The following is a 17,369-nucleotide window of genomic DNA, read 5'->3' as shown; positions in this document are numbered from 1 at the left end:
GGTGGAGATATTTATGGATATTGGCAAAATTATAGAAAGTGGTTCCTTTGATCTCCATGTTCATACCACTGCTTCAGACGGTACCCTTTCACCCAGTGAAGTTGTATTTTTGGCGGCTCAGAAAGGAATATCCACCATTGCTATAACTGACCATGATACAACAGCTGGATTAAAAGAGGCTTTGCAAACAGGGAAGGAAATGGGAGTAACGGTTATACCAGGTATTGAATTGAGTACGAAGCATGAAGGGATCACCATTGATATTCTTGGTTATTATATTCAAGAAACTGAAGAGTTAACGAAAGTATTAAAAAAGATGAAGGAGCACAGGGAGGATCGCACCCAGTTAATTATCAATAAATTTTGTGAGATTGGAATGCCTATATCGATAGAAGATGTCAAAAGGTATAGTCAGGGTGGAGTGTTAGCCCGTCCACATATAGCCAAGGCCATAGTGGAGAAAGGTTATTTAAGAAACAGCCAAGAGGTATTTGATCTTTACCTTGGGGATGGAAAAGTATGTTCAGTAGATAAAATGATCTTATCACCATATGAAGGAATAAAGTTAATTCACAATTCAAGGGGAATTGCAGTTATGGCCCACCCTTTGCTCATTCAAAATGATCAAATTGTAGAGGATCTTATGAAGCTTCCATTCGACGGTTTAGAAGTATGGCATCGTTCCCATAATCAGGAAGATGTTATTAGATATAAATATATAGCGAGGAAATATGGAAAAATTGTTACAGGAGGTTCGGATTTTCATGATGAAAATCACTCTCTAGGACAGTTTGGGATTGATTTCGAATAAAAAGAGCTGAAAATCAGCTCTTTTTCATTGATTATTATAATACTTCATTCCATTAATCAGAGTATACACTACTTCAGGACGACTGAATTGAGGTGGAGGGGTAATCCCATTCCGTAACATTTCTCTTACCTTGGTTCCAGAAAGGTGTAAGTGATCTTCTTCAGGATGAGGACATGTTTTGCTGGATGCCATATTAGCGCATTTAGTACAGTAAAAGCTATGTTCAAAGCAAAGGATATTTATTCCTAACTCTTCAGGTGTAAATCTAGAGAAAATCTCTTGAGCGTCATAGGTTCCATAATAACTTCCTACACCTGCATGATCCCTACCAACGATAAAATGTGTGCATCCATAGTTCTTTCGGACAAGTGCATGGAATATAGCCTCTTTGGGCCCTGCATATCTCATGGTTGCAGGAAAAACAGCCAAACACACTCTATTTTCAGGGTAATAATTTTTCAAAAGCACTTCATAGCTGGCCATTCTAATGGATGCAGGGATATCATCAGACTTTGTTTCTCCAACTAAAGGGTTTAAAAATAAACCATCAACTGTCTCAAGAGCTGACTTTTGAATATACTCATGTGCACGATGTACTGGATTTCTGGTTTGAAAACCTACTACTGACTTCCAGTTATTTTTATAAAATAGGTCTCTCGTCTCTAAAGGGGTTTTATAATAAGAAAGAAAGGATGGGATTTTATCGGGAATTTTTGTTAAAGTGATGGGGCCACCCAAATATACATCAGGTCGTTCCAAGAGCTTTTTGACTCCGGGATGATTGGGATCGATTGTTTGATAGACTTTTTTTGCTTCATCTAATTTATTGGGAAAATATATTTCCTTGAGCTCTAATACACCGTAGCTTGCTGTTCTATGTTTTAATATGATTTTTTCTCCTATTTTTAATGTCATTGCTACTTCTTCTGAAACAGGCAGAGTGATCGGTATACTCCATATATCACCACTGGTTAATCTCATATCATTTATTACAGATTCATAGTCTTCTTTCCCAAGAAATCCAGTTAAGGGACTATATGCACCGTTTGCAATTAATTCTAAATCCGAAAGGGCTGTTGCATCTATTTCAATTTCAGTCATCAACTGGGAGGTATTGCAAGTTAAGTCGATTTTGTTAACTAAATGTCCTCCGTGAGGTAAACTTATTGTCAAAATAATCTCTCCTTCATCATTAAATGTCCATTAATCTCAGTTTATTGAAAAGGAAATTAATAATAATCTCAACTGACTCATCAACTGCTAATGTATCAGTATCAATTATTATTTCTGGATTTTTTGGTACTTCATAAGGTTGATCAATTCCTGTGAACTGTCTGATTTCACCTTTTCTGGCTTTAGCATAAAGCCCTTTAGGATCCCGTTTCTCACATTCTTGTAGCGTGCACTTCACATACACCTCTACAAATTCATTAACCTCATATAGAGTTCTCGCAATTCTACGATCTTCTTCAAAAGGGGAAATTAGTGCAGCAAGCGTCACTACTCCGGCATCTACGAGAAGCTTCCCTACTTCAGCTGTTCTTCTAACACTTTCTTTACGGTCTTCTGCACTAAAGGATAGGTTATTGTTTAAGCCATGACGTAAATTATCCCCATCTAATAAATACACACTGATTCCCCTTTTATATAGTTCTTGCTGAAGAGCATTTGCGACTGTTGATTTTCCAGATCCTGAAAGCCCTGTAAACCAAATCATCACACTTTTATGACCAAGCTGCTTTTGTCTATCAAATTTGTTAATTCCAGATTGGTGCCAAGTAATATTCTTTGATTTATTATTATCCAAACCTTTAATCTCCTCTCTTTTATAACCTGTCAATACAACCATTTGAAATAAGCAACAAGTATCGTAACACTCATACATAGTAAACTTAATGGGAATCCAACCTTTAAGTAATCCTTGAATCTGTAACCACCTGGTCCATATACAAGTAAGTTTGTTTGATAGCCTATGGGAGATAAAAAGCTGCAGTTAGAAGCAATTGCAGTAATCATCGCAAACATCATAGGATCTAAGACGAGTTGAATGGAAATAGAATAGCCTATTGGAAACATTAATGCTGCTGTCGCCAGATTGTTTAATATTTCCGTCATAATCATTGTGATTACAAAGAATAAAATTAATATTCCAACTATTCCAATGCTATTTTGTAAATCTATAATTTTACTAGACAGGATCTGTGCTAATCCAGTGGATTCTACTGCAGTTCCAACCCCAAAGGCAGAACCCATCAAGATGAGGATATTCCAGTTTATCGCTTTTAAAGCTTCGGTAACTGTTAGTATCTTAGTTAAAATGATGACAGCCGTCGCAATTAAAACCACGTTAAAAATAGGGATTATTTGAAATGCTGAACTAATGATAATACCAAATAGTAGAATCGTTACTATTTTCTTTATATAAGGAGTCTGCTTTTTATCTTGATCAACAGGGGATACGAAATAGAAATCATCTGAATCGGACCATGACTTGATAAAATCCCTTTTTGCCACTAATAATAGGGTATCACCAGGCTTTAGGATTATGTTTCCAATACCAGAAGTAATTTGCTGCTCCTTTCTCTTTACAGAAATAATGGCGGCATTATACTTAGAACGGAAGTTGCTTTCTTTAATCTTCTTGTTTAACAAGGTAGAATTCCTCGAAATGCAGACTTCATAAAATGTGGTGTAATCTTCCACTTTAAATGGTAATGTCTCATCCATCTGCTTTAATCCAAGGTATTGACCAAGGGAAGAGCACCTTTTGGATTACCTGAAAAAATAAGAATATCTTCACTTTGAATTACTTCATCGTTTGGAGCAGGGCTTATGGATTTCCCTCCTCGATAAATTTGAATAAGAAATAATTGATTTAAATTCCGAAGCATTGCTTCGACAATGGTCTTTCCTATTAAAGGTGAGTTTTTTTCCACCAAATAGCAAAAGATATATTTTGAGCGTTCATTGGGATCATTTAACATATTGGGAGTTCTATTTGGCAGTAGAATATGGCCCACAGTTGCAAAATAAAGAATTCCGGCAATTGTCAAAGGTATGCCAAAATAAGCAAATTCAAAAAAGCGGAAACCGCTCAATTCCTTCTCTATTAATAGACCTTGAATGATTAAATTAGTTGACGTTCCTATTAAAGTAATTGTTCCACCCAAAATAGCTGCATAAGATAAAGGTATAAGTAGCTTAGAAGGTTTTATATTATTCAACAATGACCATTTTTGTATAGAAGGAATAAGCATTGCAACTAACGGAGTGTTGTTCATAAAAGCAGATATTGTACTTACTGGTAACATCATTCTTACAAGTAAGAAACCGAAATTTTTTTTAGATTTTAGAACAGAATGTACTAAATCATCCAAAATCCCGCTTTTTGAAATAGCTGCTCCAAAGATAAAAAGCAAAGCAACAGTATGAACAGCAGGGTTTGAAAAACCTTTTAATGCTTCATCCGGTGATAAAATACCGGTTAGAATTAATGAAGATAATGCTAGAAAAATAATAAACTCGGGCAATAGCCACTCTTTAAATAAAGCAATAAACATACAGGATAAAGTGATACAAAGAATTATTATATCAAGGCTCAAGGTCAATCTCTCCAAACAGACAATAATGTAGTTGTCATACTATTAGTATGTAAATTTTGTTTGCCTGTATATGTATTAGCCTTTTATTTTATAATTTTTCCTTTCACACATCTGTACAACTCACTTGGAAAGGAAGAATACTAGACTAAAACACAATTTCTGTAATATAGTCATCTCTCCATTCGCTATTAAGTTGATTCACATAGTATAGTTGTATGTCGTTTCAATTTTTGAGTAATATCGAGGTGGTGGAAAATGAAAGTTGTTATTATGGCAGGAGGACAAGGGACAAGGTTTTGGCCATGGAGTGTTAAAGAAAGACCAAAACAATTTTTATCGTTAATGTCAGAAGAAACGATGCTGCAGCAAACCTATAAAAGATTTTTAAATTGGCTTTCCCCAGAAAAAATATTTATTATCACAACAGAACAGTATGTTTCCTTAGTAAAGGAACAGATTCCTACAATAGATGAAAATCAGATATTGATTGAACCTTATCTTAGAGATACGGGGCCTTGTATCGCAATGACGGCGCAACACTTTTTAAGTGGAGAGGACAATGAAGCTTTTGCTGCTGTACCTGCTGATCATTACATTCCTGATGATAGTTTATTACCAGAGGTTTTTAAGTTGGCAGAAAAGATAGCACAAGAGGAATTAAATATAGTAACGTTAGGCATAAAACCTACGCGCCCTGAAACGGAATATGGTTATATTCAAGTAGAATCTGATAAGAAGAATAAGATTGAAGATGTCTTAAAAGTCAAGAGATTTATTGAAAAGCCGAAATATGAGGTTGCAAAAGAACTATATCAAGAGGAAAATATTTTTTGGAATAGCGGTATTTTTATTTGGAAGCCTTCCACTATATCTTATTATTTGAAGAAATATCAACCTGAAATATGGAGTGGTCTGCAAGGAAACGACAATCTGAAAGATAGATATTCTTTGCTACCGAAGATTTCCGTCGACTATGCAATTTTAGAAAAAGCTGAAAATATCTTTACAATACCAATCAGCTTGGAATGGGATGATGTTGGCAACTGGAGCGCCTGGACAAGACTCAACACTAGTGGTGGTGAAGGTAATCTTATCCAGGGTGACATCCATTTGCACTCATCAAAAAATTGTGTAGTAATATCAGAAGTACAAAAAACGGTTGTCATTGGTGTGGAAGACTTAATTATTGTATCAACTGATGAAGGATTGCTTATTTGTAACAAAGACTGCGAAAAAAGTATAAAAGACGTGATTAATGGCTTTTCATAAAAAAAATATTAATTGTGCAGAGCTAAGCTGTTAAGCTATTTATGGGATGGCTCCTAGCCCTGCACTTTTGATTATTCATATTTAATATTAAGCTTTACCCAACGTTTAACTTCCATATCCCCTTTATCAAACACCTTATAAAATTCAAATTCCTCTTTTGAAAGGGCGAATAGTTTTAATACTTTTATGTGTGGCTCTGCCTTTCCTTCATTACATATATATGTGAATTCATTTGTGTTTTTTGGGGATATTATAGGAATTGTAAGACTGAACGGTCCTTTGGTGATTCTAGTCTGTAAGATTTGAACATTGTCCAGATAAAAGCTGCAATTAACACTTTCATAATTATCCTGATTCCCTTCTACTATAATTCCATGTACAGGATTATTTGGCTGAGCTTGTATTTTAACATTGCGATAATCGGTGTGTTTTATAGCCTTATCGAGAATGATGGGAGAATCTTTAAAAATTGAGGACGACCTAAATAATTGTAAGAACCATAATGCCCCTTTATCTCGATAATGTTTTAAGAATAGAATAAACCAGTTATGAGAAACAAATCCAAAATGTTTCTTGCTTGTTTTAATAATTTCCGGAAAACCGACATCGCAAAATTTTGATCCACTTTTGCTCTCGGGATAGTACCTCGAATTAGCAAGAAAAGCTTTAACAACCCCCATTTCGTAACCCGCTTTAGCAATTCTGATCCATAAATCATAGTCCATACAAAAATCTAAGCTTTCGTCTATACCATTAAGTTCAACTAAGGTCTTTTTTTTCAAAAATACTGCTGGTTGGCAAATTGGGCAGGTTTTGAATAAATCGGTCAATCTAACTCTTCTGGCTACAAATTGTGATATATTCTGATTCTTTTCATCTGTTATATAAGCATTTCCGTATACCATCGATAAGTTTGAGTTCAAATTAAAGGTGTTTAGCGCATTTGTTACAGCTCCCGGTAAATAGGTATCATCTGAATTAAGCCATCCGATTATTTCCCCTCTAGCCATGTTAAGCCCTTTATTTATTGCATGAGATTGCCCGTTGTCAGGTTCAGATATAAATCTAAACCTTGGGTCACGCGTACGATAATCCCTTAATAATTGTAGAGTTTCGTCAGTTGAACCGCCATCGACTACAATATGCTCCAAATTGGAATAATCCTGTGTCAATACACTCTCAATTGTTTCTTTAATAAATTTCCCTTGATTGAATGATGGAGTAATGATGGAAACTAAAGGCTTGTGATTAAGTGACATTTTTTCCCCCTCCTAAAAAATACTCCCATTTTAATACTGTTTATATATATGATTTTTTGAGGAAAAAGTGAAATTAATGAAAAATACAAATTAAAGCTAGGTCAATCATCCTGTCACTTTAAAGATGGAGGAATACAATAACATATGCTGTTTCTAATGAAATAACAGGAGTTGATAGAGTGAAAAAAGCATTGATTACTGGCATAACTGGTCAAGATGGATCTTATCTAGCGGAGTTATTGTTAAGTAAGGGGTACAAAGTCTTTGGACTAAAAAGAAGAACAGCTACTCCTAGTTTCGAAAATATCAGCCACCTGCTTGATAATATCGAACTTATATCAGGTGACTTACTAGATTTAGCTTCCTTGATTGAAGCAATAAGAATCTCACAACCAGATGAGATTTACAATTTAGCAGCGCAATCTTTTGTAACAGATTCATGGTCTCAATCTGCATATACTGGTCATGCCTCAGCATTAGGCGTAACGAATATGTTGGAGGCTATTAGAATAACAAACCCCAATATTCGTTTTTATCAGGCATCAAGTAGTGAGATGTTCGGAAAAGTACTGGAAATCCCACAAATAGAAACGACACCATTTTATCCAAGAAGTCCATACGCTGTATCAAAAGTATATGGACATTGGATAACAGTAAATTATAGAGAAAGCTATGGACTGTTTGCTTGCTCGGGGATTTTATTTAACCACGAGTCACCAAGAAGGGGATATGATTTTGTTACAAGGAAAGTAACTGATGCAGTTGCAAAAATAAAATTGGGACTTCAAAAAGAACTATTTTTAGGCAATCTGGATGCCAAGCGAGATTGGGGCTATGCAGGTGATTATGTTAAAGCTATGTGGTTGATGCTACAACAAAACAAACCTGATGATTTTGTTATAGCCACAGGGGAAACCCGTTCTGTTAAAGAATTGGTGGAAGTAGCTTTTAGCCATGTTGGATTGGATTGGACTAAATATGTTGTTCAAGATCCGAAACTTATGCGACCTGCAGAGGTCGACCTCTTGTTGGGAAATCCCAAAAAAGCTGAAGAAAAACTTGGGTGGAAACCAGAAGTTTCTTTTGACGAGTTAATTAAGATGATGGTTGAAAGTGACTTGGAAAAGATAAAAGCAAAAAAATACATTAAATAAAAGAAGGGAATTTTCCTTACCTCTACTAGTAAAGAGAATCGAGTGAAAAGTTTGATTTCTTATCATAATAATTTTCAAACTGTTAAACAAGTACTTTGATTGTTTTTCTGGTACTGAAAGAATAATAAATTTATAGGAGGAAGGTTTTTTTATGAAAGTAGTAATACTAGCGGGAGGTTTCGGAACCAGAATCAGTGAAGAGACACATTTAAAGCCAAAACCTCTGGTGAGTATTGGGGATCAACCTATAATATGGCATATAATGAAAATTTACTCAAATTATGGATACAATGATTTTATCATTTGTCTAGGTTATAAAGGACATATTATAAAAGAATACTTTTCAAATTACTATCTATCTCAATCTGATGTAACATATGATTTCAAAAATTCAAACCAAGAAATTATACATCAACATAGGGCTGAGCCATGGAAAGTGACACTTGTTGATACTGGTCTTGATACCCAAACTGGTGGAAGGATTAAAAGAATACAAAAATATGTAGGAAATGAAAGCTTTATGTTAACTTACGGGGATGGAGTCTCTGATATAAATATTCAAAAGGCTGTAGAATTCCATCAATCACATGGCAAGATAGCTACAGTCATGGCCACACAACCTGATGGGCGTTTTGGTTCTTTGGAAATGGGAGAAAACAACTGTATAACCGGATTTCAAGAAAAACCCTTAGGAGACGGTGGCTGGATTAATGCTGGTTTCTTTATCATGAATCCAGGTGTTTTCAATTACATTGATGGCGATGAAACGGTACTGGAAAAGTCACCCTTGGAGAAACTAGCAAAAGATGGCCAGTTGATGGCGTTTAAACATTCAGGGTTTTGGTATCCCATGGATACTTTAAAGGACAAAAATTATTTAGAATCACTATGGAAAACGGGGAGTGCGCCATGGAAAAAGTGGTAAATGAAAAATTTTGGGAAGGTAAAAAAGTGTTTGTCACTGGACATACAGGATTTAAAGGCTCTTGGCTATCCCTTTGGCTCCATTCGTTAGGAGCACATGTAACAGGTTATGCCCTAGCTCCCCCAACAAATCCGAGTTTATATGATTTATGTGGTCTAAGCCATTCAATAGATTCTATTTTTGGTGATATAAGGGATCAGGGGAAACTGCAGAAAGCAATAAAAAAAGCTGATCCAGATATAGTTTTCCACTTAGCAGCTCAACCAATTGTTCAGCAATCATATCAGGAACCAGTAAGTACTTATGAAATAAATGTTATGGGCACTATTTATCTATTAGATTCTATAAAAATTTTAGCGAGGAATGGAAGTAAAAAAAGGGCGATTATTAATGTCACATCGGATAAGTGCTATCTTAATCAAGAGTGGTATTGGGGGTATCGGGAAACTGATCAACTGGGAGGGTTTGATCCATACTCTAATAGTAAAGCTTGCTCAGAGTTGGTCACCAGTTCTTACCGGAATTCTTTTTTTAATTCTAAAACATTTAGTACCCATGGCGTTGGCATTGCTACAGCCCGAGCAGGAAATGTGATTGGTGGAGGAGACTGGGCTAAAGATAGATTAGTACCAGACTGTATCAAAGCATTGTTAAAAGGGGAAGAAGTAAAAGTTCGAAACCCATTGGCTGTGAGACCATGGCAACATGTGTTAGAACCATTAAACGGATATATGATTTTAGGTGAAAAATTATATTTAAACGGCCAGATTTATGGAGACGCATGGAACTTTGGTCCTTGCGAAGAGAATTCAAAATCCGTTGAATGGGTAGTGAAAAATCTAATAGCAAAATGGGATCGGCATGCATCCTATGAAATAGAGCAGGGGAGTTATTCTCATGAAACAAAAATTCTAAGACTTGATTCCTCAAAAGCAATTCAAGGGTTAGGATGGCGTCCAAGATGGAATATAGATGAGGCTATTACAAGAATAATAGAGTGGACATTAGCATACAGAGAAGGTAAGGATCTGAATGCTATTTGTTTAGAACAAATTAATGAATATATATCCAAATAATCTTTTAAAACTATTAATAGGGATGTGAAAAAATGGCACTAAATGAATATCCACTGGTAAGTGTTGTAACCCCATCTTATAATCAAGCAAAATTCATAGCTGAAACAATTGATAGCGTTTTGAGTCAGGATTATCCTAACATTGAACATATTGTAATTGATGGAGGTTCTACAGACGGAACGTTAGAAATACTCAAGAAATATAGAAAACAATACTCCAATTTTCATTTTGTATCTGAGAAAGACCGTGGTCAATCTCATGCGGTTAATAAAGGGGTACGAAAAGCTAATGGTGAGATCATTGGATGGTTAAATTCAGATGACACATACCTACCAGGAGCAATTCGAAAAGCTGTGAACCATTTAAACGAACAGCAGAGTCAGGCTTTATGTTACGGTAAGGCGAACTTTACAGACGATCAAAATAAGCCTATTAGACTTTATCCAGTTGAGCCATATAGTTTAGATAGGTTATTTCAAGCGTGTATAATATGCCAGCCTGCAGCTTTTTTTAGAAAAAAAATTTTTATGGATGTGGGGGGGGTAGATGAAGATTTATATTTTTGCATGGACTATGATTTATGGATGAGAATTGCAAAAAAATATCCTATTGGATATATAGATGACTTTCTGGCAAACTCAAGATTACACGACTCTGCTAAAACGGTAAAAGATATGAATGACATAGGATTTTTGGAAATATTCAAAGTAAGCAACAAAAATTTTGGTACAGTATCAAATCATTGGGTTTGGGCTTTCGCAGTCAATAATTATGGAAAAGGTAGAGACTGGCTATTAATCAAATTAAAACAACATTCTATTTTTGGCTCTAACCACGGGATTATTTCAAAAAATCAGCTTCAAAATGCTTCGGCTCCTTCATCATTTCAATTCAAAATTGGACTAAACAAAAGATCTCCTTTTCGTGCCCTAATTATTCAATCACCCAAAATTATACCAGTGTCATATGTTTATTTAAATGGCCGTTTCCATATGAAAACCAATAATGATGATACTTCAATCGAATTGAACCTATCTAATTTAGGAGAATTAACCGAAATAGATCTAAAGCTAGTAATACATCCGCTAAATTATCTAATTAATCCTAATACAAATAATAACAGTTATTTGATAAATCATATTTTACCTTTAACGAATGAGGAATATGAGTTTTACTCATTATTAGGTCTGGGTCCTAAAGTTATTAAGGAGTGGCTGAATAATAATAGGTTCCCAAAACCAAGATTTCATTAGTAATCTCTCAAAATATAGAAAATAATTGTGTAGGAAGAGGGTAATTATGAGTATTGACAAGAAATTTTGGAAAAACAAATCAGTGTTTATAACAGGAGCAACCGGATTTAAAGGATCATGGTTGTGTCTTTGGCTGAATTCCTTAGGTGCAAACGTGTACGGGCTTTCACGTGACATATCTACAAAAGCCAACTTATTTAATATGTGTAAGCTGCATTCAGATGTTAACTTACTAAAAGGAGATGTAAGTTCGAAAGATAGCCTTTTGGAAGCTCTCATAATTGCTAAACCAGAAGTAATTATTCACATGGCGGCTCAACCTTTTGTCGGGTTGTCGTACGATGAACCTGTAAAAACTTATGAGATCAATATGATGGGGACTGTAAATTTACTTGAAGCTGTTCGAATAGCTGTTCATAGAAACATACCTGTTAAGGCACTGATAAATGTTACAACCGATAGATGCTATGAAGATAAGGATTGGGTATGGGGGTATCGTGAAGAAGATGCACTCGGAGGACTAGATCCATATTCGAATAGTAAGGCATGCTCGGAATTTGTGACTATGAGTTACAGAAATTCTTTTTTTAATCCAGAAGAATATGATTCTCATGGAGTAGGTATTGCATCCGCTAGACCGGGGAATATCATTGGGGGAGGAGATTTTGGAAAGGACCGATTAATTCCTGATGTTGTTCGAGCAATTTCTACTGGAACTACAGTCAAAATCAAAAACCCTTTAGCAACCCGTCCATGGCAATTCGTTCTTGAGCCACTGGAGGGATACCTGTTACTTGCACAAAAATTAGTCGAAAATGGAAGAAGGTATTCATGCAGCTGGAATTTCTGCCCAAATGAACAAAATGCTAAATCAGTAGAGTGGATAGTTCAACAACTCTGTGAAAGATGGGGAGATGGTGCTTCATATATAACAGAAAAAATTGTCCAAAGTGACGGTGGGAATTATGTAAGAGGCGATTCTTCAAGGGCTAAGAATGAGCTTTGCTGGAACCCTAATTGGAGTATCAATCAATCGCTTGATAGCATTGTGGAATTTACTCGGGCACATCAAGGAAACCTCGATTTGCGATCCCTATGCTTAACCCAACTGGATAGATACTGTGAGACAGTATAATAGAAGTAAATAGGAAATCAGATTTATAGCCTGTGGAGAAAATACCATTCTTCACAGGCTTATATGCTTACCAAAACTATATCACCAATTTGAAACTATACCTTATCTTTTGTTACTTATTTGAGGGATATTTTATTTTGAAAAGTCCTCAATATTATCCGACTTCACCTTTTTTGGGTAAGTAAATGGACAATATATCTATCCAAATACTCACTGAAGGTTAAAGGTTTTTTGCCTAAGGTGTAACAACGTTCTCTCCCGTGAGTGAAACGGAGGTTTAAATGTTTAATGACACTTGGATATATTGGGTGGATATGGTCGGTGAACCTTTCGTGAACAATGGAAGAAATTTCAGTTCGAGGTATTCCAAGTTTATCTAATATATTCATTGTCATATAACGAATGATGGGATGCTTTGGGTGATTAATTGTACAGAATAAGTGAGTGTTTCTAAAATGCTGTTGAAGAAAATCAACCATTCGAATATCTAAATCAGATTCCCGTTTTCTGAGATCAGTCATAGAATCATTTAAGATTTTTGTTATCTCATTGGATGAATAAAAATTTTCGTCTGATAATTCGGAAATTATCTTTTCTTTGCTAAAACCTTGCTCAATCAATGATATAACATTTTTATCTGAATATGGAAATTGGTCACTACTCTTTGTGAATTGAGGGAAATACGGTATAAAATAGGGATTTGCAATACTAATACGAATACAATCTTCAGGTAATCTGCTCAGAATATAGTTCGTGGTAAGTAAATTCCCAAAAGATTCTTTTACCCTTTGATAGATAAATAGGTCACAATTTTTTAAAAGGTCTTCATTTATTCCTTTTTCCATGTTCAATTCGTGTACTGGGGGAATTTCAATAATTCTGTATCTTTTATTGAAAGTTTTTGAAGATGATAAATATTTTCGGATAAGCCAGACATGGCAGTTACCAAAAACAATGCAATTTTTCATAGCTCACCAACTTTAAATTATTATATATGAGGTTTTTAAAAATGAAAAAATAGATTATTAATTTTCGATTTATAATAGTGTACTGACTAAATTAATGTTATTAGAAAGGAATTTTCTAATTATATTGAATAACTACTAGTTCTCTATTGCTTAGGTAAAAAATTTTCATGAATCCATACTATCTAGTCATTTAATGATTTCTTCGAGCTTTTCTCTAGTCTCCTTGGAAATTTTGTCCCAGCTCCGAAATTGTTTTAATGGCCAAGGTTTTCCATTCAGTTCTTTATAGTTATAAAATTTGTAATCTTTATGATTTATCATATCTATAAATGCACCAATTGGTACATATTCAGATGTTCGAGGGTGTTTTAAATCCATGTAGTATTGTGTAGGAGTTTGAGAAAACTTATCTAATAAATACTGGTTAAATAATTTAATAGCCGATCTTGATATATAAAAACCAGAAGACACCATATAGTCGTATTGAGTAGGTTTTCCAAGTAGATAGTCGGCACCTTGTTTCCATATTATCCCTCTCCCGGATTCAGACCATGGCCTTCTTAACCAAATGATTTTATCGTCTTTATGCCATGAGGCAGGTGAGAAATAATCAAAGAAAATTTGGTCAGAATCCACGCTTACAATGGCATCGGCATCAGTATACAGATGCCATGTTAACTTTGTAGCCATTTGCCACCAATACCCTACTCCGTGTGGGTACCCAGGATTATCAGGTGGCAAATCAATTTCAATATATTTTACAGGTATATTCCCTGCTGGTGGTCTATAGTTATGACCGCGATTTGAAACTATTACGATTTGACGAAAGTTACTGGAATATTTGTATACAGATTTTATGGAATAATCTAGCCATTCTTCATCCTCAGGGTATGTTTTATAAAAAATATCAATTTTTTTTGGTGTATGGCTGTTTTGAGAATGATGTTTTGTTAAATTTGTCATTTCAATTACTCCTTTGTTAATTTTTGCTGTTAAACACTCCTATATATAGTATTCTATAATGCTAGACTTTGTTATAAGGCAAAAGTGGAAATAATAATACATATAGAAATCTATTTCCCCAAAAAAATATGAAGTTAATTCTACCCAAATTGTTAGTTTTATCATTATATAGGTTCAATAGTAGATGATTATAACGAACAAATAAATTAATGATGCATAAAATATGGTATTAGTTCTAAAATGTAAAGCTAATGTATTATCTAATTGATTTATAAGGAAGGAGTTATGTAATGGGAAATGAAAGAGAAGATTCTGTATTTCCAACCCTTATACACATAACGCATTACAAGGCTGGATCTACTTGGATATTAAATATTTTAAGAAATGCTTTTCCAGGTAAAGTTGTACAACGACAAATTGGTGCTAGTCATTTTTTAAATCAACCAGTAATAAAAGGAAGGTTCTACTCTCCTCTCTATGTTACGAAACAACAATTTGAAAGTGTTCAACTACCAGACAATTGTCGAAAATTTATTGTCATTAGGGATCTAAGAGACACGCTTATTTCATTATATTTTAGTTTGAAGTATAGTCACGATATGTTAAATGAAGAAATGAAAAAATCTAGAGCTACATTGAATTCAATGAGTGTTGATGAGGGATTAATCTATATGATTAAACATAATTGGCTTTATCCTAATACAGAAATCCAGAAATCTTGGGTAGAGAGTGGAGAACCTATCATACTTTACGAAGATCTTTTGAAAAATGATATATTAATACTTGAAAAAATTCTCATAAATGAATGTAAGCTGCCAATTGCCAAAAAAGATCTTTATGATGTAATTAAATCTCAAAGATTTTCCAAACAAACTGGAAGAAAACCTGGTATTGAGGATATAAACTCACATAATAGAAAAGGAATTAAAGGAGATTGGAGAAATTATTTCACTGAAGAAATAAAGGAAATATTTAAAGAACATTATAATGACATATTAGTGTTAACTGGATACGAAAAAGATGGTAAATGGTAATGACCGATATAACTGCAAAAAATATTGTGATCACTGGTGGAGCTGGCTTTTTAGGTAAACATGTTGTAAGACTATTAAAAAATCAAGGATGCAAAAATCTATATATTCCTAGGAGTAAGGATTTTGATTTAAGATTGGAACATGACATTATAAAAATGCTCCATACGTATAAACCTGATATTATTATTCACTTGGCTGCCTCTGTAGGTGGAATTGGAGCAAATCAAAAAAATCCAGGAAAATATTTTTATGACAATCTCATTATGGGAGTACAATTAATGGAACAAGCACGATTATTTCAAGTTGAAAAACTTGTTGCTATTGGGACCATTTGTTCATACCCCAAAAATACAGACGTTCCTTTTAAAGAACAAGATTTATGGAACGGGTTTCCAGAAGAAACAAATGCCCCTTATGGTTTAGCGAAAAAAATGATGCTAGTTCAATCGCAAGCTTATCGTGAACAATATGGCTTTAACTCTATCTTTTTATTGCCTGTTAATCTATACGGACCACATGATAATTTTGACCTTGAAACCTCCCACGTTATTCCGGCTATAATAAGGAAATGTGTAGAAGCAAAAATGCATGGGTATCCAAATGTTACACTCTGGGGAACTGGAAAAGTTACCAGGGAGTTTATTTTTGTCGAGGATGCTGCTGAAGCAATAATTCTTGCTGTGAAAAAATATAATTCCTCTGATCCTATCAATATCGGAACCGGTAAGGAGATTTTGATTAGGGATTTAGCAGAAAAAATTAAAAAATTCACAAGTTATGATGGTGAAATTGTTTGGGATGAAAGCAAACCTGATGGTCAGCCTCGTAGAAGATTGGATGTGGAGTTGGCAAAGATGTACTTAGGCTTTGAATCTAACACAGATTTAGATTTAGGACTTAAGAAAACAATTGAATGGTACCTTCAATCAACGAAAGATTATTAAACTACTGTTAAAAGTAGAAATGAAATGGAGAAATTGAAATACACCCCAAAAGTTAAAGTGAATACTAACATTTGGGGTGTATTTTTATGGTTAAATTTAAGCTTGAAAGATTGTAAGAGAATATTAGGAAGGAAAGATAAACTATGGAAAGCAGGCTTAGGGGTATGGCATCTTTTATTGCAAAATACAAATGCTCATAGAAAGTATAGTTTTATGTTTGTATTTGTAGTATTGATTTCAATTTTTATATTGTGAATTCTTTTCTTCAAACAAAAACTTACTTTCATTATGAAGATAAATATCTTCAAATTCTAATTTTTTTATTATACTGAAACCTAGATTATTTAGAAATTCTTCTACTATTTTATCTTGATAATTATTCTCTACTGCAATACATTCGACTCTCACTTTAGTAAAATCTATCGACTTTAGTGTAGCTAGTTCAGCGCCTTCAGTGTCAATACTTAATAAATCTATGTGTGTTACATTGAATTTATCTAAAATAGACTGTAATGTAAATGTTTTAACTTTAATGATTTTTGATTCACTACCCGTATTTTCACTCTGACGGTTAATTCTTTTAATATGTCTCTTGTCATACTCAGTAACTAACCCGCTAAGCATCTCTAATGGTCCGGATAATTGTCTAAAATCTGCATACGAATTTTCGATATAAATTGCTCCCTCTATACAAATGCATGCTCTGTTTTTTTTTAGTAAGTTAAAGACATCTGTTAATGGTTCAACACATATACCGCTCCAGTTTTTATGCTTTTCAAAAAAATAACTATTGCTAAAACTAATTCCATCATGTGCACCTATATCCACAAAGAATCCGTTTTCCATCCCATTAAAAATGTTTTCATTAACAAATTTATCTTGACCTATCTGGCTATAATACTCCATCTTATAACCCCCACAAAATAATCTTATGCAATTTTTCTTCAGGGCCCCATTGTGATAACCAAACTGGTTT

General features: G+C 34.2%; 17 protein-coding genes. 9 read left to right on the top strand and 8 right to left on the bottom strand.

What is annotated here, in order from left to right; translation table 11 throughout:
- Positions 1-13 precede the first annotated feature (13 nt).
- A complete protein-coding gene (locus ABN702_RS12685; RefSeq protein ID WP_417897215.1) occupies positions 14-811 on the top strand; it encodes a PHP domain-containing protein in 798 nt (265 codons plus the stop codon).
- 24 nt (positions 812-835) lie between these two features.
- Here ABN702_RS12685 and sat read toward each other — a convergent pair whose 3' ends face one another.
- Genes sat through ABN702_RS12665 form a run of 4 tightly spaced genes read right to left on the bottom strand, consistent with a single transcriptional unit; the run spans position 836 to position 4,413 of the window.
- Entirely contained in the window at positions 836-1,984 is a 1,149-nt protein-coding gene (sat, locus tag ABN702_RS12680) for a sulfate adenylyltransferase (RefSeq protein ID WP_417897214.1), read from the bottom strand.
- Positions 1,985-2,003: 19 nt separating this feature from the next.
- On the bottom strand, positions 2,004-2,618 hold the full coding sequence (cysC, locus tag ABN702_RS12675; RefSeq protein ID WP_417897213.1) for an adenylyl-sulfate kinase: 615 nt from the start codon (positions 2,616-2,618) through the stop codon (positions 2,004-2,006).
- A gap of 29 nt (positions 2,619-2,647) precedes the next feature.
- Positions 2,648-3,538, bottom strand: a complete 891-nt coding sequence (locus ABN702_RS12670) for an SLC13 family permease (RefSeq protein WP_417897212.1) — start codon at positions 3,536-3,538, stop codon at positions 2,648-2,650.
- Between the two features lie 5 nt (positions 3,539-3,543).
- Positions 3,544-4,413 carry an SLC13 family permease gene (locus tag ABN702_RS12665; protein WP_417897211.1) on the bottom strand — a complete coding sequence of 290 codons (870 nt, stop codon included), beginning with the start codon at positions 4,411-4,413 and terminating at the stop codon, positions 3,544-3,546.
- Between the two features lie 255 nt (positions 4,414-4,668).
- Here ABN702_RS12665 and ABN702_RS12660 point away from each other — a divergent pair, with 255 nt between their 5' ends.
- On the top strand, positions 4,669-5,682 hold the full coding sequence (locus ABN702_RS12660; protein ID WP_417897210.1) for a mannose-1-phosphate guanylyltransferase: 1,014 nt from the start codon (positions 4,669-4,671) through the stop codon (positions 5,680-5,682).
- A 71-nt stretch (positions 5,683-5,753) separates the two neighbouring features.
- Here ABN702_RS12660 and ABN702_RS12655 read toward each other — a convergent pair whose 3' ends face one another.
- Entirely contained in the window at positions 5,754-6,941 is a 1,188-nt protein-coding gene (locus ABN702_RS12655; RefSeq protein ID WP_417897209.1) for a glycosyltransferase family 2 protein, read from the bottom strand.
- Positions 6,942-7,120: 179 nt separating this feature from the next.
- Between ABN702_RS12655 and gmd the strand changes: the two genes are divergently transcribed.
- The 5 genes from gmd (at position 7,121) to rfbG (ABN702_RS12630) (ending at position 12,484) form a co-directional block, all read left to right on the top strand.
- Positions 7,121-8,095 carry a GDP-mannose 4,6-dehydratase gene (gene gmd, locus ABN702_RS12650; protein WP_417897208.1) on the top strand — a complete coding sequence of 325 codons (975 nt, stop codon included), beginning with the start codon at positions 7,121-7,123 and terminating at the stop codon, positions 8,093-8,095.
- A gap of 151 nt (positions 8,096-8,246) precedes the next feature.
- Complete coding sequence (gene rfbF, locus ABN702_RS12645) at positions 8,247-9,020, top strand: glucose-1-phosphate cytidylyltransferase (protein ID WP_417897207.1); 774 nt, start codon at positions 8,247-8,249, stop codon at positions 9,018-9,020.
- Positions 9,005-10,096 (top strand): CDP-glucose 4,6-dehydratase, encoded by a 1,092-nt coding sequence (gene rfbG, locus ABN702_RS12640; protein WP_417897206.1) that lies wholly within the window; start codon positions 9,005-9,007, stop codon positions 10,094-10,096. The genes rfbF and rfbG (ABN702_RS12640) overlap by 16 nt, the downstream gene beginning before the upstream one ends.
- A 32-nt stretch (positions 10,097-10,128) precedes the next feature.
- Entirely contained in the window at positions 10,129-11,349 is a 1,221-nt protein-coding gene (locus ABN702_RS12635) for a glycosyltransferase family 2 protein (protein WP_417897205.1), read from the top strand.
- A gap of 46 nt (positions 11,350-11,395) precedes the next feature.
- Positions 11,396-12,484 carry a CDP-glucose 4,6-dehydratase gene (gene rfbG / locus ABN702_RS12630; protein WP_417897204.1) on the top strand — a complete coding sequence of 363 codons (1,089 nt, stop codon included), beginning with the start codon at positions 11,396-11,398 and terminating at the stop codon, positions 12,482-12,484.
- A 164-nt stretch (positions 12,485-12,648) separates the two neighbouring features.
- Here rfbG (ABN702_RS12630) and ABN702_RS12625 read toward each other — a convergent pair whose 3' ends face one another.
- Positions 12,649-13,452 (bottom strand): WcbI family polysaccharide biosynthesis putative acetyltransferase, encoded by an 804-nt coding sequence (locus ABN702_RS12625; protein ID WP_417897203.1) that lies wholly within the window; start codon positions 13,450-13,452, stop codon positions 12,649-12,651.
- 186 nt (positions 13,453-13,638) lie between these two features.
- Positions 13,639-14,415: a hypothetical protein gene (locus ABN702_RS12620; RefSeq protein WP_417897202.1), complete on the bottom strand. Its 777-nt coding sequence runs from the start codon at positions 14,413-14,415 to the stop codon at positions 13,639-13,641.
- Positions 14,416-14,705: 290 nt separating this feature from the next.
- Between ABN702_RS12620 and ABN702_RS12615 the strand changes: the two genes are divergently transcribed.
- Together ABN702_RS12615 and ABN702_RS12610 are read left to right on the top strand one after the other, a co-directional pair.
- Positions 14,706-15,449, top strand: coding sequence for a sulfotransferase domain-containing protein (locus tag ABN702_RS12615; RefSeq protein WP_417897201.1), 744 nt, complete (start codon positions 14,706-14,708; stop codon positions 15,447-15,449).
- A complete protein-coding gene (locus ABN702_RS12610; RefSeq protein ID WP_417897200.1) occupies positions 15,449-16,393 on the top strand; it encodes a GDP-L-fucose synthase family protein in 945 nt (314 codons plus the stop codon). Before ABN702_RS12615 ends, ABN702_RS12610 begins: the two co-directional genes overlap by 1 nt.
- A 237-nt stretch (positions 16,394-16,630) precedes the next feature.
- Here the strand turns inward: ABN702_RS12610 and ABN702_RS12605 are convergent, their stop codons facing one another.
- Positions 16,631-17,299, bottom strand: coding sequence for an FkbM family methyltransferase (locus ABN702_RS12605; protein WP_417897199.1), 669 nt, complete (start codon positions 17,297-17,299; stop codon positions 16,631-16,633).
- Between the last annotated feature and the right edge of the window lie 70 nt (positions 17,300-17,369).

Source organism: Bacillus haimaensis, from assembly GCF_048270625.1.
Taxonomy (GTDB): domain Bacteria; phylum Bacillota; class Bacilli; order Bacillales; family Bacillaceae_I; genus Sutcliffiella_A; species Sutcliffiella_A haimaensis.
The sequence above is the reverse complement of the archived record's forward strand: the minus strand, read 5'-3'. Positions and strand labels throughout refer to the sequence as shown.